This window comes from Faecalicatena orotica (assembly GCF_905197545.1).
Taxonomy (GTDB): Bacteria; Bacillota; Clostridia; order Lachnospirales; family Lachnospiraceae; genus Faecalicatena_A; species Faecalicatena_A orotica.
The window spans coordinates 70,314-92,467 of sequence record NZ_CAJJZH010000008.1 but is presented as its reverse complement, the minus strand read 5'-3'; the positions used below and the strand labels follow the sequence as shown (position 1 = coordinate 92,467).

16 protein-coding genes are annotated in these 22,154 nt (G+C 46.1%); 14 read left to right on the top strand and 2 right to left on the bottom strand.

All coding sequences use genetic code 11. The features are described 5' to 3' along the window. Positions 1 to 8 precede the first annotated feature (8 nt). The 6 genes from ABIN22_RS16835 (at position 9) to ABIN22_RS16810 (ending at position 6,753) form a co-directional block, all read left to right on the top strand. Positions 9 to 1,661, top strand: coding sequence for an ATP-binding protein (locus ABIN22_RS16835; RefSeq protein WP_346910082.1), 1,653 nt, complete (start codon positions 9 to 11; stop codon positions 1,659 to 1,661). Between the two features lie 62 nt (positions 1,662 to 1,723). Continuing rightward, positions 1,724 to 3,058, top strand: a complete 1,335-nt coding sequence (locus tag ABIN22_RS16830; RefSeq protein WP_346910080.1) for a CCA tRNA nucleotidyltransferase — start codon at positions 1,724 to 1,726, stop codon at positions 3,056 to 3,058. 62 nt (positions 3,059 to 3,120) lie between these two features. Continuing rightward, the gene (locus tag ABIN22_RS16825) at positions 3,121 to 4,143 is read left to right on the top strand and encodes a CotS family spore coat protein (RefSeq protein WP_109730802.1); all 1,023 of its coding nucleotides are present in this window, start codon (positions 3,121 to 3,123) and stop codon (positions 4,141 to 4,143) included. A gap of 48 nt (positions 4,144 to 4,191) precedes the next feature. Then, positions 4,192 to 5,922, top strand: a complete 1,731-nt coding sequence (locus ABIN22_RS16820) for a phospho-sugar mutase (RefSeq protein WP_346910078.1) — start codon at positions 4,192 to 4,194, stop codon at positions 5,920 to 5,922. A gap of 229 nt (positions 5,923 to 6,151) precedes the next feature. Continuing rightward, a complete protein-coding gene (hbs, locus tag ABIN22_RS16815; protein ID WP_109730800.1) occupies positions 6,152 to 6,427 on the top strand; it encodes a non-specific DNA-binding protein Hbs in 276 nt (91 codons plus the stop codon). Between the two features lie 86 nt (positions 6,428 to 6,513). Beyond that, the gene (locus tag ABIN22_RS16810) at positions 6,514 to 6,753 is read left to right on the top strand and encodes an RNA-binding S4 domain-containing protein (RefSeq protein ID WP_109730799.1); all 240 of its coding nucleotides are present in this window, start codon (positions 6,514 to 6,516) and stop codon (positions 6,751 to 6,753) included. A gap of 91 nt (positions 6,754 to 6,844) precedes the next feature. On the opposite strand, the gene ABIN22_RS16805 is transcribed toward ABIN22_RS16810, so the two are convergent. After that, the gene (locus ABIN22_RS16805; protein WP_346910075.1) at positions 6,845 to 7,633 is read right to left on the bottom strand and encodes a DeoR/GlpR family DNA-binding transcription regulator; all 789 of its coding nucleotides are present in this window, start codon (positions 7,631 to 7,633) and stop codon (positions 6,845 to 6,847) included. Positions 7,634 to 7,662: 29 nt separating this feature from the next. Then, on the bottom strand, positions 7,663 to 12,234 hold the full coding sequence (locus tag ABIN22_RS16800; protein ID WP_346910073.1) for a chitobiase/beta-hexosaminidase C-terminal domain-containing protein: 4,572 nt from the start codon (positions 12,232 to 12,234) through the stop codon (positions 7,663 to 7,665). Positions 12,235 to 12,539: 305 nt separating this feature from the next. Here ABIN22_RS16800 and ABIN22_RS16795 point away from each other — a divergent pair, with 305 nt between their 5' ends. From ABIN22_RS16795 to ABIN22_RS16760, 8 genes are all read left to right on the top strand, one after another. Further along, a complete protein-coding gene (locus tag ABIN22_RS16795; protein WP_346910071.1) occupies positions 12,540 to 13,835 on the top strand; it encodes an MFS transporter in 1,296 nt (431 codons plus the stop codon). Beyond that, the gene (locus tag ABIN22_RS16790; RefSeq protein ID WP_118622198.1) at positions 13,823 to 14,671 is read left to right on the top strand and encodes a class II fructose-bisphosphate aldolase; all 849 of its coding nucleotides are present in this window, start codon (positions 13,823 to 13,825) and stop codon (positions 14,669 to 14,671) included. Before ABIN22_RS16795 ends, ABIN22_RS16790 begins: the two co-directional genes overlap by 13 nt. Positions 14,672 to 14,786: 115 nt before the next feature. After that, on the top strand, positions 14,787 to 16,367 hold the full coding sequence (locus tag ABIN22_RS16785; protein ID WP_109730790.1) for a response regulator transcription factor: 1,581 nt from the start codon (positions 14,787 to 14,789) through the stop codon (positions 16,365 to 16,367). A 91-nt stretch (positions 16,368 to 16,458) separates the two neighbouring features. Then, entirely contained in the window at positions 16,459 to 17,514 is a 1,056-nt protein-coding gene (locus ABIN22_RS16780; protein WP_346910068.1) for a LacI family DNA-binding transcriptional regulator, read from the top strand. A 171-nt stretch (positions 17,515 to 17,685) separates the two neighbouring features. Further along, positions 17,686 to 19,011 carry an ABC transporter substrate-binding protein gene (locus ABIN22_RS16775; protein ID WP_109730789.1) on the top strand — a complete coding sequence of 442 codons (1,326 nt, stop codon included), beginning with the start codon at positions 17,686 to 17,688 and terminating at the stop codon, positions 19,009 to 19,011. A 114-nt stretch (positions 19,012 to 19,125) separates the two neighbouring features. After that, positions 19,126 to 19,992, top strand: a complete 867-nt coding sequence (locus tag ABIN22_RS16770; protein ID WP_118622192.1) for a carbohydrate ABC transporter permease — start codon at positions 19,126 to 19,128, stop codon at positions 19,990 to 19,992. After that, on the top strand, positions 19,989 to 20,813 hold the full coding sequence (locus ABIN22_RS16765; protein WP_109730787.1) for a carbohydrate ABC transporter permease: 825 nt from the start codon (positions 19,989 to 19,991) through the stop codon (positions 20,811 to 20,813). The genes ABIN22_RS16770 and ABIN22_RS16765 overlap by 4 nt, the downstream gene beginning before the upstream one ends. A 9-nt stretch (positions 20,814 to 20,822) precedes the next feature. Then, positions 20,823 to 22,154 carry an alpha-L-fucosidase gene (locus tag ABIN22_RS16760; RefSeq protein WP_346910065.1) on the top strand — a complete coding sequence of 444 codons (1,332 nt, stop codon included), beginning with the start codon at positions 20,823 to 20,825 and terminating at the stop codon, positions 22,152 to 22,154.

Below are 22,154 nucleotides of genomic sequence, written 5' to 3'. Positions count from 1 at the left end.
GGAAGAGTATGGAGATAAGGGAACTTTATCTAAAGAATTTTGGAAAATTTTCGGACTGCCATTTTTTTATGGAGGATGGGATTCAGATTTTTTATGGTGAAAATGAATATGGAAAATCTACGATTTATGCATTTATAAAAGCGATGCTTTTCGGCCTTGACCGCGGCAGGGGAAGGGCTGCGCAAAACGATGAGTTCAGCCGTTATGAGCCTTGGGAGAATCCCAATTATTACGCGGGGATCATGCGTTTTACAAGCGGCGGGAAACAGTTCCGGCTGGAGCGGAGTTTTGACAGGTATACGAAAAGTGCAAGTCTGGTCTGTGAGGATGACGGGGAGGAACTATCTGTTGAAGACGGTGATCTGGAGATGCTGCTTGGCGGGATGACGAAAGAATCCTTCGATAATACAATTGCGGTCGGGCAGCTTTCAGCGCGGCCGGGGCAGGAACTGGCGGAGGAATTGAAAAATTACGCGGCCAATTATTATGAGACCGGGAGCAGCACGGTGGATTTGTCAGGTGCTCTGGATAAACTGCGGATGCGGAAGAAGTCCGTTGAGCAGGAAATAAAGATACTGTATGAAAAGCAGGAAGAAAAGCGGGAGATAATCCGCCGCGAATGCCAGTACGTCACGAAGGATGCCGAAAAGCTGCAAAGCGAGCTGGAAGATAATCAGGAGAAACTCAAAACTTCCCGGGATTTGCTGCGGGATATGGAACTGCCCGGGGAGATGGATGAACCGGATAAAGACGGGCGGGGCGAAGCATATAACGAAGATGCTGGCCAGAAGAAGCATCCAGATACAGATTCGGGCAAGAGCTACATAACCCTTGGATTACTGGGAATCATCGCGGGCATTGCAGGTAGAATCTGGAGTTTCTTCACAGGATCGCAGTCCATATTTACAGGAGGCGGAGCCATTTCGGCCATGTCATGGATGATTCTTGTGGCAGGCATTCTTCTGGTTTGTTTTGGCGGCATAAAGTCAATACGCCATCGGTTTCATAAAAAATATGGCGGAGAAGAACTTCAGAAGCAAATAGAAAATCAACAGGGTAAGGACAAACAATTTCAAAAGTCTGAAAAAATAGAACAGGAAAAAGAATATCTGCAAAAGCTGAAATGGGAAAACCAGAGGATAAAATCGGAATGGAAGGAAAAGCAGGTGCGTTTCCAGAATCTTCAGGAACAGCTTGCGGAACTGGATATGCCTGAGCCGAAGATTAAAAACCTGCAAATGACAAGCCAGGCGCTGCAGATGGCGGAAGAGAAGCTGCTGTCTGCCTCCCGCCAAATGGTACAGGGGTTCGGGGACATACTGAACCGGAAAGCCTCCGGTATTTTAGGGCAGATAACAGAAGGACGTTATACAAGGCTCCTTGTCGACGAACAGCTGAATATGACATTGCTGGAAGACGGACGGCGGATTCCGGTGGAGAGGGTATCTGCCGGAACGATCGAGCAGGTATATTTTGCACTGAGAATGGCAGCGGCGGAAATCCTTTATGAAGAGCCGCTTCCGGTCATTTTCGATGATGCATTTGCATTTTATGACGAAAAAAGATTAAAATCTACTTTAAAATGGTTGAGCGAACAGCAAAGACAAGTTATAATATTTACTTGTCAAAAACGTGAGCAGGAAATTATAAAACAATTCTGAAAACGGAGCGCAAAAGGGTCTGACCCCTTTGCGGATGTCCCTTTTTTGAAAGGAAGATTTACATGAAGATAGAGTTGCCAAGAAAAGTGATTATGATTATTAATAATCTTCAGCTGCATGGCTATGAGGCTTTTGCGGTGGGAGGCTGTGTGCGGGATTCGATTCTCTGCCGCAGGCCGGAGGACTGGGATATTACGACTTCGGCGAAGCCGGAGGAGATTAAGCGGTTGTTTCGCAGGACGGTGGATACCGGGATTGAGCATGGGACGGTCACGGTCATGATCGGTAAGGACGGGTTTGAGGTAACGACGTACCGGGTTGACGGGCAGTATGAGGACAGCCGTCATCCGAAAGAGGTGACGTTTACAACGAATCTGGAGGAGGATTTAAGGCGCAGGGACTTTACGATCAATGCGATGGCTTATAATGATGAGATCCGCCTTGTGGATGTGTTTGGCGGGATGCAGGACCTGAACCACCACCTGATCCGCTGTGTGGGTGACCCGATGGAGCGGTTTTCCGAGGATGCGCTCAGGATTTTGAGGGCGGTGCGGTTTTCTGCACAGCTTGCTTTTCCGATTGAGAAAAACACGGCCGAGGCGGTCAGGACGCTGGCTCCTACTTTAAAAAATATCAGTGCAGAGCGGATTCAGGTAGAACTTGTGAAGCTGCTGACATCGAACCATCCGGAGCTGATTCAGGATGCGTATGAGCTGGGTATTACGAAGGTGATACTTCCGGAGTGGGATGCGATGGTAGGCGTGGAACAGAATACACGCCATCACAGGTATGATGTGGCGGACCACACGCTCCATGCGCTGAAAAATGTCAAGAAGGACAAGATTCTCCGTCTCACAATGCTTTTCCATGATATGGGAAAGCCGGCGATGAAGACTACGGATGAAAAAGGTGTTGATCATTTTAAAGGCCACGCACTCGTCAGCGAGGAGATTGCGCGGAAAGTCCTCAGGCGCCTGAAGTTTGATAATGAAACGGTTAAGACGGTGACACGCCTTGTCTGCTACCACGATTACCGGATTGAGGCGACTCCACAGAATGTCCGCCGTGCCATGAACCGGATCGGCGTGGAGCTGTTCCCTTATTATCTGGCGGTCCGTATGGCGGATGTCAAGGCGCAGAGTCCATATAAGCGGCGCGCAAAGATTGAAAATATCGTGGCAATGCGTGAGTTGTACCAGGAGGCGCTGATCAATGACCAGTGTGTGACTCTAAGGCAGCTCAAAGTAGGCGGCAGGGATCTGCTGAAGCTTGGCATGAAGCCGGGAAAACAGATGGGAGACATACTCAATGAACTGCTGGAGCTTGTCATTGATGAACCAGAGATGAATGAGAAAGAAAAATTATGTAATTATGTAAAAGAAAAGCTTGGCATTTAGCATACTCAGGCTGTCCCTTTCATAGATTAGAAAGAGTTAAATCGTAGAAACAGGGGGCAGCCATGAGAGATTATGAATTAGAAGTCTTAGAACAATATGATATAGAAGTGAAAGGCACCCGCAAAATAAGGGGTGCGTTTTTTTGCGACACAAAAGAGGGCACGATGCTGTTGAAGGAAGCTGATGTTTCAGACAGGCGTGTCCCTTTATTGTATATTGTCCTTAAGAATCTGGAAGCGGCAGGTTATCCAAATGTTGATACTCCGGTCTATAACAAAGAAGGGGATTTGGTCAGCGTATCGAGAGACGGATCCAGATACATGCTGAAAAAATGGTTTTCTGGCAGAGAATGTGATGTGAAACGGGAATATGAAGTGCTTCAGGCTGCGAGAAATCTGGCACAGCTTCATCAGAAAATGCAGTGGAGCCAGATTGTCGGAGATATGGACCCAATAGATGAGGATGCGGTCATACGTCCGCCTACAGGACGGCATTTGAAGGATGAGTTTCTCAGACATAACCGGGAATTGAAAAAAGTGCGTGCCTTTATTAGAAATAAAGTTTCTAAAGGCGCATTTGAGTTTCTGTTTCTGGAATATTTTGACCAGATGTATTCACTTGCAGAACAGGTGATCAAGAGGCTGGAAAATTCCAGATATGACAGCCTGTATCAGGAAAGCATCGAAGAACTAAGACTGGTGCACGGGGACTACAACTATCACAACGTGCTGTTTACCCCGGGCGGGATTGCGACGACAAATTTCGAACACTTCCGGGTGGACGTTCAGGTCCAGGACCTGTATTATTTTTTGCGGAAAGTGATGGAAAAACACCAGTGGAACGAGAACCTGGGGCAGTCCATGCTTTCGGCCTATCAGGAGATACGTCCGCTGGATACGCGGGAACTGGAGTATATGGCACTGAGCCTTGCCTATCCGGAAAAGTTCTGGAAAACGGCAAATACCTATTACCACTCGAACAAAGCGTGGATCCCCGAGAAAAATGTAGAGAAACTCCAGACAGCAATTACGCAGACGGAAGAAAAACTGCGATTTTTAGAGAATATATTTACTTTTAATTTATAACTGCCTGTTGTATAATAGGAACATACAATTAAGGCAGGAGGTACCAGTATGGATTACAAAGAGAGATACGAGGAATGGTTAGCCAACCCATATTTTGATGAGGACACAAAGGCAGAACTGAGAAGCATTGCAGAGGATGATAACGAGATTAAAGAGCGTTTTTACACAGATCTGGAGTTTGGTACGGCAGGGCTTCGCGGAATTATCGGGGCAGGAACCAACCGTATGAATATTTATACCGTCAGAAAGGCAACACAGGGTCTGGCGAATTATATAATGAAAAGTGGCAATGCGGGAAAAGGCGTTGCAATCGCATACGATTCACGCCGCATGTCACCTGAATTTGCATCCGAAGCGGCATTATGTCTGGCTGCGAACGGGATTAAATCCTATGTATTCGAGTCCCTGCGCCCTACACCGGAGCTGTCCTATGCAGTGAGGAAGTTAGGATGCATCGCAGGAATCAATATCACAGCCAGCCATAACCCGCCGGAATATAACGGATACAAAGTGTATTGGGAAGACGGCGCACAGATCACACCACCTCATGACAAAGGAATCATGGATGAGGTAAAGGCAGTGGAAGACTATACCACGATGAAGACCATGAGCCTGGAGGAAGCAAAGGCTGCCGGACTGTATGAAGTCATTGGTGCAGATGTTGATGATGCCTACATAGCAGAGCTTAAAAAGCAGGTTCTCCATCAGGATGCCATCGACGCTGTGGGCAAGGATCTGAAGATTGTGTACAGCCCGCTGCACGGCACCGGTAATATCCCGGCCCGCCGTATCTTAAAAGAGCTTGGGTTTGAAAATGTTTATGTAGTAAAAGAGCAGGAACTGCCGGATGGAGAGTTCCCGACCGTATCCTATCCGAATCCAGAGGCTGCTGAAGCATTTGAGCTGGGACTGAAGCTGGCAAAAGAAGTAGATGCAGACATCGTGCTGGCTACAGACCCGGATGCTGACAGGCTTGGCGTCCGCGTGAAGGACAAAGATGGCGTTTACCATGATCTGACAGGGAATATGTCAGGATGCCTGCTTGCTGACTATGAGATCGGAGAGAGAAAAGAGCTGAAAGGCCTGCCGGAAGACGGATATCTGATCAAGACAATCGTAACTTCCAATATGGCAGACGCGATCGCAAAGTATTATGATGCAGGACTGATCGAGGTCCTTACCGGATTTAAGTTTATCGGACAGCAGATACTCGGATTTGAGACAAGCGGTAAGGGTGAATATTTATTCGGATTCGAAGAAAGCTATGGCTGCCTGATCGGTACCCATGCAAGGGACAAGGATGCTATCGTTGCTACAATGGCACTCTGTGAGGCGGCAGCTTATTATAAGACACTGGGAATGAACCTGTGGGATGCCATGATTGCACTGTATGACCGTTATGGATATTACAAAGACGATATTCAGGCGATTACGCTGAAGGGTATCGAGGGACTGGCTAAGATTCAGGAGATCCTGGAGACACTGCGCAAGAATCCACCGATGGAGATTGCGGGATATAAAGTATTAAAGGCAAGAGATTACAAGGCTGACACAATCAAAGATATGGAGACAGGTGAAGTAACCGGAACCGGACTTCCGAATTCCAATGTTCTTTATTACGATTTGACAGACGATGCATGGTTATGCGTAAGACCATCCGGAACAGAACCGAAAGTGAAGTTCTATTATGGCGTAAAAGGCACGTCTCTGGAAGATGCAGATGCCAAATCAGAACAGATGGGCAAAGAAGTTCTTGCCATGATCGATAAGATGATGTAACATATCGTGTCAGGAATAATTTTCCAGCCGGAGCACCCTGGCTGGAAAATCTTAAAAAACCCTAAAAAAGTGCCTAAAAGCGCGCAAATACGGGAAAAATCCTTGACAAAAATATGTGAAACAGTTATAACAGTACATAAGGGCAAAACATGTGAACGCCAGTACATGAAAGCCTTTGCTAAACTGTAGAATATTATATTCTAGTACAATAAAGAGGAGGAATTTATCCATGAACAAAACAGAATTAGTAGCAGCTATTGCAGAAAGTGCAGAAATTTCTAAGAAAGACTCTGAAAAAGCATTAAAGGCTTTTATCGACGTGGTATCCGAGCAGTTAAAAAAAGGCGATAAAGTACAGTTAGTAGGATTTGGTACATTCGAAGTAAGCGAAAGAGCAGCAAGAGAAGGAAGAAATCCTCAGACAGGCAAGACAATGAAGATTGATGCATGCAAGGCACCGAAATTCAAAGCTGGAAAAGCTTTAAAAGACGCTGTTAACGCTTAATTGCTATTGAATCAATAAGATAAAACACATGAAAAAGCACTTGTAATGTATGCATTATAAGTGCTTTATTAATGGAAGGATAAAGTATGAGGTTAGATAAGTTTTTAAAAGTTTCACGGCTTATCAAGAGACGCAGTGTTGCGAATGAAGCGTGTGATGCAGGGAGAGTGCTTGTCAACGGAACCGTGGCAAAGGCGTCCGTGAAAGTGAAGCCGGGGGATATTATTGAAATCCAGTTTGGAACAAAGACTGTTAAGGCAGAGGTGCTGGATATTCAGGACACAACGAAAAAAGAAGAGGCGAAAGAACTCTTCAGATATTTATAAAACTTTATGTATACGAATATTTCTATGAACGTAAGCATATTCAGATAACCTGACCGCAGGTTTTTGAATATGCTTATTTTTTATTATCCGTTTACTCCCGTGAGGTATTTGACTCCTTACAAGTTACGATCTGTATCTGGTGTTCCTGACAAAAATCTGTATACTCATTTCCCGGTGTCTGGTCCGTGATAATATAATCAATATCCTCCAGATGTGCATAGGTCATCAGGGAGAAGTGCCCGAATTTTGTGTGGTCCGCCAGAAGGTATGACTCGCCCGTGTTTTCCATGACAGCTTTCTTTACGATGTATTCTTCTGTCGTGGCATTTGTAAGGCCGTTTTCTATGGTGGCCCCGGAGCATGCCATGAAGGCTTTTCCTATATTATATGTCTTAAGGTAATCTACGATTTCGCTTCCTACATAGGACAGGGTTTCTCGCTTTAATTTCCCGGGGAGGGAGATGATGTTCAGGTTCGGATAGGGCACGGCCTTCAGACATACCTGCAGGCTGTTGGTCAGGATGGTACACTGCCTGTCTGAAATATGGTCGACCATATTGAGGCACGTCGTGCCGGTGTCTATGTAGATGATATCCCCGTCTTTCACATATTGTGAAGCCAGCCTGCATATTTTATCTTTTTCTTCAGGGAGTGTGAAGTGGCGGGTCTCATAGGGGATCAGTTTGGGAGAAAGCCCGGATGCGGATACGGCTGTAACTCCGCCGTATACTTTCCGGATTACGCCCTTTTCTGCCAGCGAGTCAATGTCTCTGCGGATGGTATTCTTGGAAACCTTGAATTCCTCGCAGAGGACATCGAGGGTGACAGACTTCTCCCGCATAATATATTTTTCTATCAAATCAATTCTTTGTGTTCTCATAACAAGCTCCTTTTGAATGAAATTGATTCTTACAAAACACCAGTCTGTATTTTTCTAAATGCCAATGTTCCTACGATTCCGCATAAACCGAAAAGCATCAATAGCGTCCACATACTGATCTTGTTTTCATCTCCTGTTCCAATGTCCTTCTTTGCTGCTGTACCAGAATGTGTCCCTGCCCCCGGCACTGCCGCCGCTTTACCCTTCACTGTTACCTCTACTTTCGCCAGTTCTTCTCCAGCCCTTACAGTAATAGCAGCTTTTCCGCCAGAGGCGGCAGTAACCAGACCATTTTTATCCACATAAGCAATTTCCGGGTGACTGCTTTCATATAATACTGTCTGATCATAAGCATCGGCAGGAGTGATTTCAGAAGTAATCTGTCCTGTCTCACCGATATTTAATGTCATGTTATCTGGTGTAACTTTTAAAGTTTCAACGCCTTTTGCAGTAATGATTACCCGGCAGTTTGCGGTAACGGTCATATCTGCATCACTTTCTGCCGTAACGGTTACAATCCCCGGCTTTACAGCCTTAAGTACGAAAGCCTCTTCACCGCTTAAGCTGGTGCTCTGGTTCATTTGTACACTGTCTGCGTCACCGCTTATTTTCCAGTTAATCCTCGTGGAGGCGGGGTTCTGGCCGCCTCCAAGCACTGCTTTCAGATAAATTGGCTGCTCTGGCTGTTCTGCACCGAGCGATACATTTATTTCACTCTTATCAAGACTTAAGCTTGACGGGTAATCCACCGCATCTCCTCCAGTTCTTGCAAGATTATTTTCCACACAGGCAATCGCCGCAAACGTCCAGCAGGATCCAATCTGTCCCTGATTGCGCACCGGAGTCATGGTGCCTGTCTCCCGCAGGTCAAATCTTGACGGCAGATTTGTTACGGGCGCCGGGGCGCTGCTGTTATTTCCCATGTTTACCTTACGTGCACCGTATACGGATGGTGTCTCATCTTCTTCCATTAATGGAACTACTGATTCCACCAGTTTCATTACCTTGGGAGAGAGTTCTTCCGGCTGCACAGGAGATTCCTGTCCACCCTGCAGGGATGTTTCCCGATAGTTCGGTGTCGTAACATCATAAGTATAGGCACGGATACAAGGATAATATCCCAGTATTCCTATATCCAGCCCTTCTTTGAAATCTTCATAGCCGTATGCCTTTCCTGCAATCCGTTCAACCTGCTGTCCTTCCGCTGCCCCGGTATCAGAACTGACGCAAATGGAAACGCTATTCTCCAAAAGTCCCTGAAACCGGATGATCACTTCAAAAGAGGTTCCAGACTCAATCAGTATCGGTGTCTCCAGGCGTTCCGTATAAAACCCTGCATATTTCTTTGTTCCTTCCGCCACCTTCTTCAGAGGCTCTTGTCCGGTTTCTCTTCCTGTTCTTACAAAGATCTCATAATGGCAGTTCGTCTGGCCGGTCTGGAAAGAAACAGCCCTTAAAAGTTCAGGTTTATCCCCGCATTCGAATACTTCGCTGACTGCAAGAGGGGAATTGCCTTGAAGGCTGGCTACAAAGCCTTTTGTATCGTTTTTATATTGATGGTTATAAGCATCCGGCAGTTCATCTGCCATAAATACAGCCGCGAGATTACTCATCATATAGGCATCCTCATAGGAAAGATAAAAGTAACCGTCTTCCCCTGTTCTAGCACCCGTTCCCCAGGAATTTTTACAGATAAAGGCGCCGTTATTCTCCGGCTTTGGAGGTGCCGCTCCGGTACATTCTGCTATCTTTTTGCTGCCTGTGAAATGATCCCGGCTGTAATTATCATCCCAGCCGGTGACGGTAATAATATGGCCACCTCCTTCTGCTTCATATTCTGAACTCATTTTTTCCACATACAGGTTCTTATTATCATCAGTTGCATGTCTGTAAGACCATAGAACGTAGATGTCTGCAGCGCCGTAGCTGTACAGGGCATTCTTTATATTTGCTATAAAATTCTCGCGGGTATCATTTGGCAGATACAATGCATTTTGCACATGGTACTGTGCTTTTTCGGCAGTACTTTGATATAGAGTCTCCTGAAACTCTTTCTCCAGATCAGCTCCATCAACTCCTTGGGACGGATATGGGTCATCCTCTTCTAACAGCGGCCCTTCCCAGCTGGAAAAGTAAGCCATAGACATTTGAAAATGTCCTCCTCCGTTTGCTCCCAGGTTCCAGGCGGTCTCGCTGCCCTTTTGGTTGAGTGCCCGGAGCATACTCATTTCGGATAAATCCAGGTTTTTGATATTCTCTGCTTTCATTTCCCGTTTTAGAGTCAGCTCATAGCTTTCCAGATCTGAACTGCTGTCGTCCAGACTCTTTACTTTTACATAATACTTTCCTGAGTTGGCGTTTGTGACACGAATGTTCTGGCTGTTTCCTTTTAACTCGGAGCTGCCTATCTCTTTTCTGTCCTTGTCAAAAAGTGTCAGGCCATAATTCCCCGATGCCGGCGGGGTAAGAGTAAGACTAAGATTCTCGGTGTTTTCAAGGGTAAATGTATACATATCCACATCTTCTGCCGTATGAAGAGTTCCCTTTAATACCGATGGAAAACTAAAGGACGCTGCCTGTTCAAAGTCATTATTCGGTTCATACCGGTCTCCGTCTTTTGTCTCTGTGCGGTATCGGAAAATACAGGGCAATCCGCTTTCAACTTCTGCATCTCCCTCCATCCTGCTTACTGCCTGGATGACGGTATCTCCGTTAATCGGAATGGGTGCTGTGTAAAGGGTCATATCTTCCAGGGCTGCAACTCCTTCTTCTGTACTATAATAAATCCTGGCCCCCTCGGTTTCACAGGAAAGGGTTACAAAGGTTCCCTCCTGTACAAGCAGCGGCTGCATCTTATCTGTTATTTCCGGGGAGGCGGTAACCTTTGCCGGTCTTACATGGTACTCCCATGTATAAGCAGGAGAATATTTATCGTACATGGAATAATACGCACAGGCTTTCAGAACCATATTAGACCTAGCAGGAATTGGAGCTTCATACAGATTCCTTGATGAATCACTGTCTGCCGGGTCTGCCCCGTCTGTTGTATAATAGATTACCGTATCCCTGCCGCGGGCACTTAAGGTAATCTTCTCTCCCGGCAGCAGATATTCTGGTTCTTTATCAGAGATAACTTCTTCCAGATCTGCCGCTGCATATTGAATATGTGTTCCATACCCTGCCGGTTCTATTTGTCCCGGACTGCTTACATAACAGGCTGAGCCGCCTCCCGGAATCTTATCCAGCCTTTCATTATTCCGGAGGGGGATGATGGGGTCTAATTCAATCTCATCAATAAGAGATGGATTCTCCTCATTTTTGGCGATACTGTACAGACCTTCTGACTGCCGGAGGAGAAGCGCCATATGATAATTCAAAAGCAGATTTTCAAATTCATCCGGTCCCTCATAGCCGATCAATGTGAGTGCTTTCATAAGAGAATCTGTATTACAGATTCCGTGATCGCTGCCTTCCTCGCTGGCAGCCTTAAAAATCGTCTTATATATATTATTGCCTCCACCGTCAAGGCCTTCTGTCTGGGCGGCAAGATAACGGCCAAACAGATACCATTGTCCGTATGTGTCTGCCACTGGCGGTACATAGGATCCGGTAAACACGAAGGGATAGGCATACCCGCTTGCATTGATGGAATGGATTGCCTGATTTGCCTCAGGGGAGGCCTCATCATTGCCATAACCTGCCAGAGCCTGGGCATTTTCAGAAAATACCTCATTCAGCCATGTGTCCGAATATCCCAGGGTCTGGGCGTAATTAATCAAATGCTGGTTTTCATGTGCAATGGTGGGATACAGAATATCTGTTCCAAGAAATGTCTGATTAATGTGCAGTATATCCATCTGGCATCCGGAATCTCTATACTCTTCATACTCCCCGCCCAGACCAGATAAGACATCCATCGGGTCGAAAAAGCCACATAGATCATCTTCTTTAAAAGGGTAGATGACAAAGGCGGTCTTCCTGTCATGATCTACATCGAACCCAAGCGAATCCCCAAAATTCTCAAGAAGCACAGGTGCTATACGGTCATCGATCTCCTGTACAAGCGCCTGGATCTTATCACCTTCTTCAGATACCAACTGCTCCGCATAATTCTTATCGGCCCAGATGGTACAGGTGTTCCCTGTGGCAATGACTGCAGCGGTGAATTTGTTATCTGTCAGTGTATCTCTATGGTATGCTGTTAGTATCTCCTTTTCGTCGCCTTCCTTGTAAGAAGAATCACTGAATACGGAAGGTATTTGGGGTAATTCTTCCAGTATTGGCATGTCCATTCTGTTTTCTTCCAGAATGGCCTGCATACCACACCGGGTTCCTTTTGATTCCTCCAACTGGTCTGGTGAGCGGCTCATTGTTCCTGCTGAATCCCATATGCTTTCAAGTCCTGTGGATTCCAGCGAATCATAAAATTTATTATCATCGTCAATCTCTGCATTTACATTGACAGCAACAATAACATCTCCTGTATAGGGAGATTCCCTGTCTACTTCAGAACTGGATGCAGATACCGGAATAACAGCAAGCAGACAGCTCATTAATAAAGCTGCAATCCGAACACCCCTTTTACAAACATCTTTTTCCATACTTTCTCCTTTGTTTATCCGTCTGGTGAATGTTAACCGGCCGGCTTATGATTCTGGGAGCCGGTTTAGTTAGATAATCTGAATACATTATAGTACATTCTGGTTAAATTGTGAATAAATAACTAAAATATACCCAAAAGGGCATCCCGTAACTCAAGCAATCAGATAGTTTACAGCAGAGATATAATTAAGATGTAATAAAGAGTTGACAAAAATACCACAATATGATAAAAATAACATAAAGATATTACCAAAATATACTCAGAAAATGAAAAGCTAAGGAAAAAATCGGGAGGAGAAATGGGATGGCGTTAGAAAAAACTCAGACAAGGAAAAGGAACCTTATGATGGTCTTTGGTGCGTTTGCCATATTTTTTACAGGGTATCCGCACGTGTGGTCACTTTACCAGCCTTATGTGATGGAACAGGCGGGGTGGACGCAGGGGCAGGCGTCGATGTGTTTTTATCTGGCGCTTGTCACATTTGTTTTCGGAAATATTGTAGGCGGCCGGATTCAGGACAGATATAATCCAAAGATAGCGATTCTGATCGGGGGAGGGATCTTTTCCGCGGGAATTCTGTTGTCTGCATTTCTGATCGTGCCTTCACCGGTACCGATTTATATAACTTATGGATTTATGCAGGGATTCGGACAGGGAATGATCTATACTACGATTCTTTCTATTGCGCAGAAATGGTTTCCCCATAAGATCGGGTTTGCCTCAGGGATTATCGTGACAGCCAATGGTCTGTGCGGATTTTTTCTGGCGCCTTTGAGCAGGACGCTTCTGGCGGCGGGAGGGCCGAAATTCACATTTCTTGTGATCGGTTCCGCCATCGCGGCTTCCTGGATATTCGGAGTCATTTTTATTAAAAACCCGGATAAAGAACTGGGTGATAAACTGATGCTCTCTGCATCGCAGGCCCAGATACAGAGCTCCGGCAAGGAGCAGCACCAGTATACCGCGGGTGAAATGATCCGTACGAAGAAGTTTTATTTTCTGGTAGCTACCATGCTCTGCGGGCTGATGTCATACTTTATGGTTTCTCCGGTTTCACAGATCATTCAGTCTGAGCGGGGAATCAGCGCGGCAGTTGCGGCCAGTGCAGTCATGTTCGGGTCTGTAGTAAATGCGGCAGTCAGGCTCCTGCTTCCTACGATCTCTGATAAAACGGGCCGTACGAAGTGTGTGATGGGTGTTACGGTAGTTACGATGATTGCCATGATAACACTTGTTGTGTCAAGGTCCTATGTGACCACCATCGCGATTATCCTGATGTATGGATGCTACGGCGGAATTATGGGAAGTTTCCCGTCACTGACAAGTTCGATATTCGGACTGAAGTATTCAGGAGAAAATTATGGGATCGTCATGTCGGGAATCGTAGCGGCAAGCCTTGGTGCCCCGGCAATTTCGGGGGCTGTGACGAATGCAGGATATGATATGAACCTGGTCTTTAAGATCGGTGTGGCATTCGCAGCGGCAGCATTTATATTTATTATTTTACTGGAAAGAGAATTAAAAAAAGATTCTAAAGATGCAGTAGTCAAACAGGAAGAGATTCAGGTAGAAAAGGAGGAGACGATATGTCAATTGTAAAAATGAAGGATCTGCTTATTCAGGCGGCAAAGGAAAACAGAGGGTGCGGCGCGTTCAGTGTAGGTAATATGGAAATGGTTAAAGGCGCAATACAGGCAGCAGAGGAGCTGGATACCCCGATCATACTGCAGATTGCGGAAGTCAGGCTGAAACATTCACCACTGGCAATGATGGGGCCTATGATGGTGCAGGCGGCAAGAGAAGCAAAGGTGGATGTGGCAGTGCATCTGGACCACGGGCAGACATTGGAAACTTTAAAGAAGGCTCTTGAGCTTGGTTTTACTTCTGTAATGTTTGACGGTTCAACACTCCCGTTTGAAGAAAATATTTCAAGGACGATAGCTGCAAAACGTCTGGCAGACGAGTATGGTGCGACAGTGGAAGCTGAGCTGGGACTGGTTGGCGGAAGTGAGGACGGTTCGGAAAATCATGGAATCCGCTGTACGAACCCGCAGGATGCGAAAGTTTTCTGCGAAAGAAGCGGTGTGGATGCACTGGCTGTTGCAATCGGAAATGCACACGGAAATTATCCGGTGGCTCCAAAGCTTGCATTCGATGTTCTGGAGGAGATTCATCAAACAGTGGATGTCCCGCTTGTACTCCACGGAGGCAGCGGCATCACGGACGAAGACTTCAGGAAGGCGATATCACTTGGAATCCGCAAGGTAAATATTGCAACCGCAAGTTTCAACTCTCTGGTGAAAAAAGCAGAGGAATACATAGGAGGGGCAGGTGTACATAACTACTTCTCTCTGAATGAGGCGATGGTAGAGGGCGTTTACCAGAATGTAAAGCACCATATTGATGTCTTTAATTGTAAAAAGCCCCTGGTATAGAAAATGTCTGCTTTACGGCGGAAAAAAGTTTCTGTATAATATCAGGTATAGCAGCAGCCGGGAAGAACCGGCTGCTTTAGTAACCATGAAGTTTGGTACATAGGAGGCGCTTTAGATGTATAGGACGGTCATAGTAGATGATGATTTTCTGGTCAGGAGCTATCTGAAGCAGTTGGATTCCTGGCAGCGGTCCGGATATGAGATTATTGCAGATCTGCGTGACGGGGAAGAAGCTTTGGAAGTGATTGAGAAGGAGCACCCCGACCTCGTAGTGACGGATATATCTATGCCCCTCATGGACGGGATAGAGCTGATCCGGCGTGTACGGCTGGATAATCCGGGAATCTATATTATCGTACTGAGCTGTCATGATGATTTTGAGTATGTGAAAGAGGCAATGAAGCTTGGTGCGAATGAGTATGTCCTGAAAAACTCATTGAATGAAGACAGCCTCTATGAGATGCTGGAGAAGACGAAGCCCCAGCTTGCGGGCATCCAGTCCCGGCAGAAAGAGGTTGACGAGACGAAGAAGCTTGCACAGATGGGGCGGCACTCCCTTAAGTATCATTATTTTAACGGGCTTCTGTCTGGTTCTTTATCCCCAAAGGAGCGGGAAAATAGAAGAATCGAGGCCGGTGTATCCGGGAAATTTACGAACAGTGCAGTGGTGAGTCTTTTTATGCCCGGGTTTGGCGGAATCAAGGCCAACTGCCCGCCGCTTGAATTGGAGCAGTACAGCCAGCATCTTCTCCAGAAGCTGTTTGGCTGTTTATCTGAACTGCTGGGCGGGGAAAAGGAATTTGTGGAAGAAGTGTATTTGGGCGAGGGCGTCTTCTGCTGTTTTCTCGACCTGTCACAAATGCGCAGGGACAGCCTGATGAGGCAGCGCCTGACCAGTGTGGCAACGGCATGCTGCCGGTGCAGTAAAGAGGAACCATATACATTTGCCGTGGGTGTGAGTGGAATCTGTTTCGGCGAAGAGGGCATCCGGCAGGCGTACCAGCAGGTGAGAGAGATTACAAAGCTGTATTTTTATGAGAACAGCAACATTCTGTATTATGACGGTGCCCCCCTGATTGGCCGCGAACTCCCGCAAGAAGCTCTGGAACTTTCAAGGGAGATGACTTCCTATATAGATACACACAGGGCGGATGATATGGAGAAGGCATTTAAGAAGGCGGCAGAGGCGTTTGAGAGGTGCCATACAGAGAGCAGGCTTGTCATTCACTGGCTGAAAGAACTGGATCAGAAAGTCTCCATAGAACGTGCTCCAGAGGCATATGGAAACATTATTAAGATCGGGCAGCTTACAGAATACTGTGAGGAGTACCGCAAGAAGCTGTTAAGCTCCAGAAAAAAGGAAATTCCGGAAACTGCGGGGCCTGTAATCCGCAAAGTGGTCGATTTTCTGCATGAACACTACCGCGGACAGATCGGGCTGACAGATGCGGCTGAGGCAGCAAATGTAAACCCGGCTTATCTGAGTTATCTGTTCAAACAGGAAATGGGGATCGGTTTCTCCAATTACCTGATGGACCTGCGCATGGAGTGCGCGAAGGACCTGCTTTGCAATACGAATGAAAAGATTAAAGATGTGGCTGTATTATCGGGGATGAATGATTATCATTACTTCTCAAAAGCATTTAAAAAACAGACGGGGATGAGCCCGGCGGACTACCGGAAGCAAGCTGGCTAATTTCTGATTTTACTTGTCAAATGCCGTCCAATATATTATAATGAACGAAAGATGCGTGCGTATTGCGTGGATAGCGTGAAAAAGCGCGTGCATGACGGGCGGAAGGAATGGTGAGCGTATTATGGCAGTGACGATACAGGATATAGCGGAGGCTGCAGGAGTGTCCAGGGGGACGGTCGACCGGGCTTTGAATAACCGGGGGCGGATTAATCCGGAGGTGGCGAGGCATATTCAGGATATTGCAAAGGAACTTGGCTATATACCGAAGCGTAAAAGGAATGAGAAAGATAAACAGCATATTAAGATCGGGGTTGTGACCCAGCTGTCGAAGGCTTCTTTTATGATTCAGGTGAAGAAGGGCATCGAGGATGCACGCAGGGAACTGGCTGACAGGGATGTGGAACTGATTCTGGAGGAATGCATGACAGTGGACGAGAATGAGCAGCTGAAGGCGATGGAAAAGCTGGCTGCCCAGGGCGTTTCGGGAATTGCAGTCATGCCGGTGGAATGTAATGCGGTCAGGGAGCGGATCAACCATCTGGTGGAAGACCTGAACATTCCTGTCGTTACATTCAATTCAGATATTGTGGGTACAAAGAGGAGCTGTTTTGTCGGGCTGGACAACAAAAAGAGCGGGCGTACGGCAGCAGGGCTCATGGGGGTCATGACTGGCGGAAAAGGCAAGGTACTTGTAATTACCGGATACTTTGGGAACAGTGTCAACAGTATGCGTGTGGATGGATTTGTAGAAGAGATAAAGACCTCTTTTCCGGAGATGGAGCTTGTCGGGGTCCAGAGCAGTTTTGACGAGACGGCGGAAGTGGAAAGGATTATTACGAACACGCTGGAAGTGTTTCCGGATTTGTCAGGCATCGTTGTTGTATCAGGCGGGCAGGCTGGAATACGCAATGCTTTTGAAAAGCTTCCGGAAAGGAAACGGCCGTTTGTAATCATATATGACCTGACACCGAAGAATGTAAAGGCGCTTCATGATAATGTGGCGGATTTTCTGATTGACCAGAATGGGTATACACAAGGGTACCGTTCCCTGTTTGTACTGGCGGATATACTGCAGAAGGGGCAGGAGCCGGCGGAAGAATTTCTTTATACGGATATTATTATAAAGACGAAATATAACGTTTCATAGATGAAAAAGGCATCGGCGCTTTGGCCGGTGCCTTTTTTGTCCGGGCAGCATATTAACCGTTACTGTTTACCATATATGCATTTTGTCCATATTTTCTCTTCTTTTTTCCCATTCTTATTCATTGCTTCATCAGATATAATGAGGACATAAACGAAAGGAGGAGAAAGTTTTATGAAAAAGAGAGGAAAAAAGATTGCGGCGCTGCTGATTTCAACGGCCCTGGCAGCAGGGATGCTTTCCGCGTGTTCAGGCGGATCGGGAGATGCGAAAAAGGAGAGCAAGAAAACAGATGGTAAATCAGACGGGGGAGTGACTCTTACATTATATGGGAATGCAGATGATGCTGCGAAACCATATATGAAGAAAATCTTCCAGCTTTATGAAGAGAAGACCGGAAATAAGATTGACGTTCAGGGTCTGGATGCAAGTAATTTCGAGAGTGTCTGCCTGACAAAATTCCAGACCGGAGATATCCCGGATATCCTGATGCATTTCGGCGGCTACAGTCTGGATGCCTACAATCCGGCAGAGAATTTTGTGGATTTTACGGATGCCAAATGGGTGGATGATATTGCAGACACTTCAAAGGCACAGACGATGAGGGATGGTGTAGTGTACGGACTTCCATTCTGGGAGTCATCTGTATCAGGATGCTTTTATAACAAGAAGATTTTTGAGGAACAGGGCTTAAAGGTGCCGACGACACAGGCCGAATTCGACGAGGTATGCCAGAAGCTTCTGGATGCCGGAATCCAGCCGATTTACATGGCAGCAGCAGATTCATGGCCGCTTTTGTACCAGTTTGGAATGGACCCCATCTTTAAGGATGGAGATCTTCTGGAGAAGATCAACAGCAATCAGACAACGTATTCTGATATTCCGGAAATGACAAGTCTTCTTGAGTGGTACAAGACAAGTGCTGAAAAAGGATATTTTGGGAAGGATTATTCTACAGATACATGGGATTACAGCAGTGAAGTGCTCGGAACAGGCGAAGCAGCAATGATTTTCTGCTGGGATACATGGTTTGATACAGATTATGACAGCGAATCCTATGACTATACAAGTGATGACTTCGGTCTGATGCCGATTTTCATGGGAACGGCAGAGGAAGGAACCTATGAAGGCGGAAATAACTCACTTTTACTCGTTAATAAGAATGGGGATAAGGTAGATACGGCAACAGAATTTGTGAACTTCTGTGCAGACCCGGAAAATTATAATGAGGCGTTTGACGGCATTGCAACGACACCGACGTTCAAAGGAATGACAACGAATAAGCTTTCTTCCCAGTATCAGGGAGCAGAAGAGAGTATTGCAAAAGTAGGTAATCCGTCTATTGCAAATCCTGAGATTATCGGATTCTCACAAAACGACGGCGGAAAATGTATTCAGGAGCTTCTGGTTGGAAATATAGACGTGAAAGAGTGCCTGAAACTGATGGATGATGAGAGAATAAAAGTAGCAACATCACAGAACGTAGAAGGATTCAAGTAGGAAGGAAAAAGTGCCTGCCTGTCAGCCAGAAACAGGCAGGCTCTTTTTGTCCCCGGACGGCAGGTGTTCGCGTTTTTTTGAATCACTGCTTCTGATGAAAGGAAGGGAGAGTCTATGGATACAAAAAAAATATATCCGCGCTATATGATGATCATTCCGGTGATAGTATTTGTTATTTTCTTTGTGCTTCCGTCTACAATCGGATATGCATATGCATTTACAGACTGGAATTCATATGTGCATGATGTGAGTTTCGTGGGATTGAAAAATATCATTGAGGTTTTCAGCGACAGGACGGTGCCGGTTGCACTGGTAAATACGCTGATTTTTGCAGGCGCCAAAACAATCATTGTTACAGTACTTGGATTTGTTTTCGCCCTGATATTGAACAGGCAGTTGAAAACGAGAAATGCAATCAGAACTGTATATTTTATTCCTGCCATTTTTTCCGCACTTGTTGTAGGCTTGATTTTTAGCGCGCTTTTTCAGACAAGGAACGGTACGATTAATCTGCTGGTACAGATGTTCGGGGCAGGCAAGATCCAGTGGCTGGGCAGCAGGTGGACGGCTGTATTCGCGATTTCTATTGCAGAGATATGGAGAAATCTTGGGTACGCAATTGTAATCACACTGGCAGGTCTGCAGTCTGTTTCACCGGAGTATATTGAGGCGGCAAAGATTGACGGGGCCTCCGGGTGGGCCCTGTTTAAGAATATTACGCTTCCCCTGATTATGCCGACCGTAAATGTAAACATTTTATTTAGTTTGATTTATGGACTGAAGATGTTCGACCTTGTATATGTTATGACAGGCGGCGGCCCGGGGCATGATACGGAGACATTTGGAACGCTGATGATGAACGAGATGGCAACGGGGCGGTACGCACAGTCTGTTGCAATCAACCTTGTGTTTACGGTGATCCTTGTAATTGTAGCAGTTGCTTATCAGAAATTCAGTGAAAGGTGGGAGAATGCAGAATGAGTAAAAAGACAAAGACGACAAATGTCATTCTGGAAGTTGTGCTTTGGGTTCTGAGTATACTGATTATCTACCCCATCCTTATGGTTGTTTTCACATCATTTAAAACAAAAGGTGAGGCGAGTTATCTGAACATATCTCTGCCGAAGGTATGGATGTTTGAAAACTATAAAACTGTCTGGGAACAGGGGAGTGTACTCCGGTCCCTTGTAAACAGTTGTGTAATCACGATATCAGCGGTTTTAATCGTAATTCTGCTGACCTCGATGCTTAGCTATGTTGTTGTAAGAAGAAATACGAAGCCATGCCGGTTCATCTACCGTTTTATGACATTTGGAATTATAGCGCCGTTTGCGGCCCTCCCGACGATTGAGCTCCTGAAACGGCTGGGACTGTACGGAGGAAGACTGGGACTGATCTGTGTTTACAGTGCATTATATATTCCGTTTTCCACCATGCTTTTCACAAGTTTTATCAAAGGCATTCCAAGGGAACTGGATGAAGCGGCCGTCATGGACGGGGCAAAAGGTGGGAAACTGTTCGCACTTGTAATCTTTCCTCTTTTGAAGCCGGTGCTGGCTACCACGTCGGTGCTGAACTTTATGTGGATCTGGAATGAACTGCAGATACCAATGTATCTGTTAAATTCATCCGATAAATGGACACTGCCTCTGTCTGTCTACAATTTTTACGGACAGTACAGCAGAAGCTGGAATCTGGTGTGTGCAGATATGGTACTGATATCCATACCGGTTATATTGGTTTACATTTTTGCACAAAAATATATTATTGCAGGAATGACTGCGGGAGCCGTGAAAGGTTAGGAGGAGACGATGAAAAAACATTATTCTGGAACATGGGATTCTGTACGCACCCATGAGGTGCCGGACTGGTATGATGACTGCAAATTTGGAATATTTATTCACTGGGGACTGTATTCCGTCCCGGCATATGCACCCAGAACATGGGAACTAGGCGAGGTGCCGGGGGATGAAACATGGTTCTGTAACAACCCTTATGCAGAGTGGTATTATAATTCCGTAAATGTGGGGCAGGGACCGAGTTATGAACACCATAAAAAAGTATATGGGGAAGATTTTGCCTATGAAAACTTTGCAGACATGTGGAAAGCCGAGAAATGGAATCCCGATGAATGGGCGGAGCTTTTTAAAGAGGCCGGGGCGGGCTATGTTGTTCTGGTCACAAAACACCATGACGGATTCTGCCTTTTCCCGAGTGAGTATACAGACTACAATTCCATGAAAAGAGGACCCAAACGGGATATTACCGGAGAACTGACCAGGGCGGTCAGAAATCAGGGGATGAGGATGGGAACCTATTATTCCGGAATCATCGACTGGCGTTTTGCCAACGATCCCATTTACCGGGAAGAAGACAATTTTGACAATGCCTGCCCGACCGCGGCATATGCAGATTATGCCTACATGCAGAGTAAGGAACTCATAGACCGGTACGAACCGTCAGTATTCTGGAATGATATCGGCTGGCCGCGGCAGGGCGTGAATGCGCTTCCCGGGCTGCTTTCCCATTATTACAATACTGTGGAGGAGGGAGTGGTCAATGACCGGTTCAATGGATTATACCACGACTATACGACAAAAGAATATAAATACGGAGAATCCACGCGGGATGAAAAATGGGAGATGTGCAGGGGTATGGGACTATCCTTTGGATATAATGCAGAGGAAGGCGATGACAAGATCATTTCTGTTCCGGATTTTATCAGGCTCCTTGTAGAAACTGTTTCCAACAACGGGAACCTGCTGATTAATATCGGACCGAAAGCGGACGGGACAATCCCTCAGGAGCAGGTAAAACGTCTGAAACAAATCGGAAAATGGCTCAAAGTAAACGGTAAAGGAATTTATGGAACGAGATGCAGCAAACGGGAGAACGAGCTGCACGAAGATGTGGACCTCTTCTACACAAGAAAAGAGGATGACCTTTTTGTATTCGCGGATGTGAAGGAAAAGCTGCCGCAGGAAATCTTTATCAAGGGTGCAAAAGCGCCGGAGGGTGTCATATCTCTTGATGCAAACGTAGAGCTTACATACAGGACGGAGCAGGAAGGCGTATACCTGAACATATTGAAAAATGAGTCAGGATTCAGGATGGCCGGGGTTCGGATTCCGGGAGGGGAGTAA

What these genes read in the sequence shown, in the direction of transcription:
- ABIN22_RS16780 (WP_346910068.1), top strand. Translation starts at nt 16,459, where the DNA reads ATGACGGGCGGAAGGAATGGTGAGCGTATTATGGCAGTGACGATACAG.
- ABIN22_RS16790 (WP_118622198.1), top strand. Translation starts at nt 13,823, where the DNA reads ATGTCAATTGTAAAAATGAAGGATCTGCTTATTCAGGCGGCAAAGGAA.
- ABIN22_RS16760 (WP_346910065.1), top strand. Translation starts at nt 20,823, where the DNA reads ATGAAAAAACATTATTCTGGAACATGGGATTCTGTACGCACCCATGAG.
- ABIN22_RS16820 (WP_346910078.1), top strand. Translation starts at nt 4,192, where the DNA reads ATGGATTACAAAGAGAGATACGAGGAATGGTTAGCCAACCCATATTTT.
- ABIN22_RS16795 (WP_346910071.1), top strand. Translation starts at nt 12,540, where the DNA reads ATGGCGTTAGAAAAAACTCAGACAAGGAAAAGGAACCTTATGATGGTC.
- ABIN22_RS16805 (WP_346910075.1), bottom strand. Translation starts at nt 7,633, where the DNA reads ATGAGAACACAAAGAATTGATTTGATAGAAAAATATATTATGCGGGAG.
- ABIN22_RS16765 (WP_109730787.1), top strand. Translation starts at nt 19,989, where the DNA reads ATGAGTAAAAAGACAAAGACGACAAATGTCATTCTGGAAGTTGTGCTT.
- ABIN22_RS16800 (WP_346910073.1), bottom strand. Translation starts at nt 12,234, where the DNA reads ATGGAAAAAGATGTTTGTAAAAGGGGTGTTCGGATTGCAGCTTTATTA.
- ABIN22_RS16825 (WP_109730802.1), top strand. Translation starts at nt 3,121, where the DNA reads ATGAGAGATTATGAATTAGAAGTCTTAGAACAATATGATATAGAAGTG.
- ABIN22_RS16830 (WP_346910080.1), top strand. Translation starts at nt 1,724, where the DNA reads ATGAAGATAGAGTTGCCAAGAAAAGTGATTATGATTATTAATAATCTT.
- ABIN22_RS16775 (WP_109730789.1), top strand. Translation starts at nt 17,686, where the DNA reads ATGAAAAAGAGAGGAAAAAAGATTGCGGCGCTGCTGATTTCAACGGCC.
- ABIN22_RS16810 (WP_109730799.1), top strand. Translation starts at nt 6,514, where the DNA reads ATGAGGTTAGATAAGTTTTTAAAAGTTTCACGGCTTATCAAGAGACGC.
- ABIN22_RS16835 (WP_346910082.1), top strand. Translation starts at nt 9, where the DNA reads ATGGAGATAAGGGAACTTTATCTAAAGAATTTTGGAAAATTTTCGGAC.
- ABIN22_RS16785 (WP_109730790.1), top strand. Translation starts at nt 14,787, where the DNA reads ATGTATAGGACGGTCATAGTAGATGATGATTTTCTGGTCAGGAGCTAT.
- hbs (WP_109730800.1), top strand. Translation starts at nt 6,152, where the DNA reads ATGAACAAAACAGAATTAGTAGCAGCTATTGCAGAAAGTGCAGAAATT.
- ABIN22_RS16770 (WP_118622192.1), top strand. Translation starts at nt 19,126, where the DNA reads ATGGATACAAAAAAAATATATCCGCGCTATATGATGATCATTCCGGTG.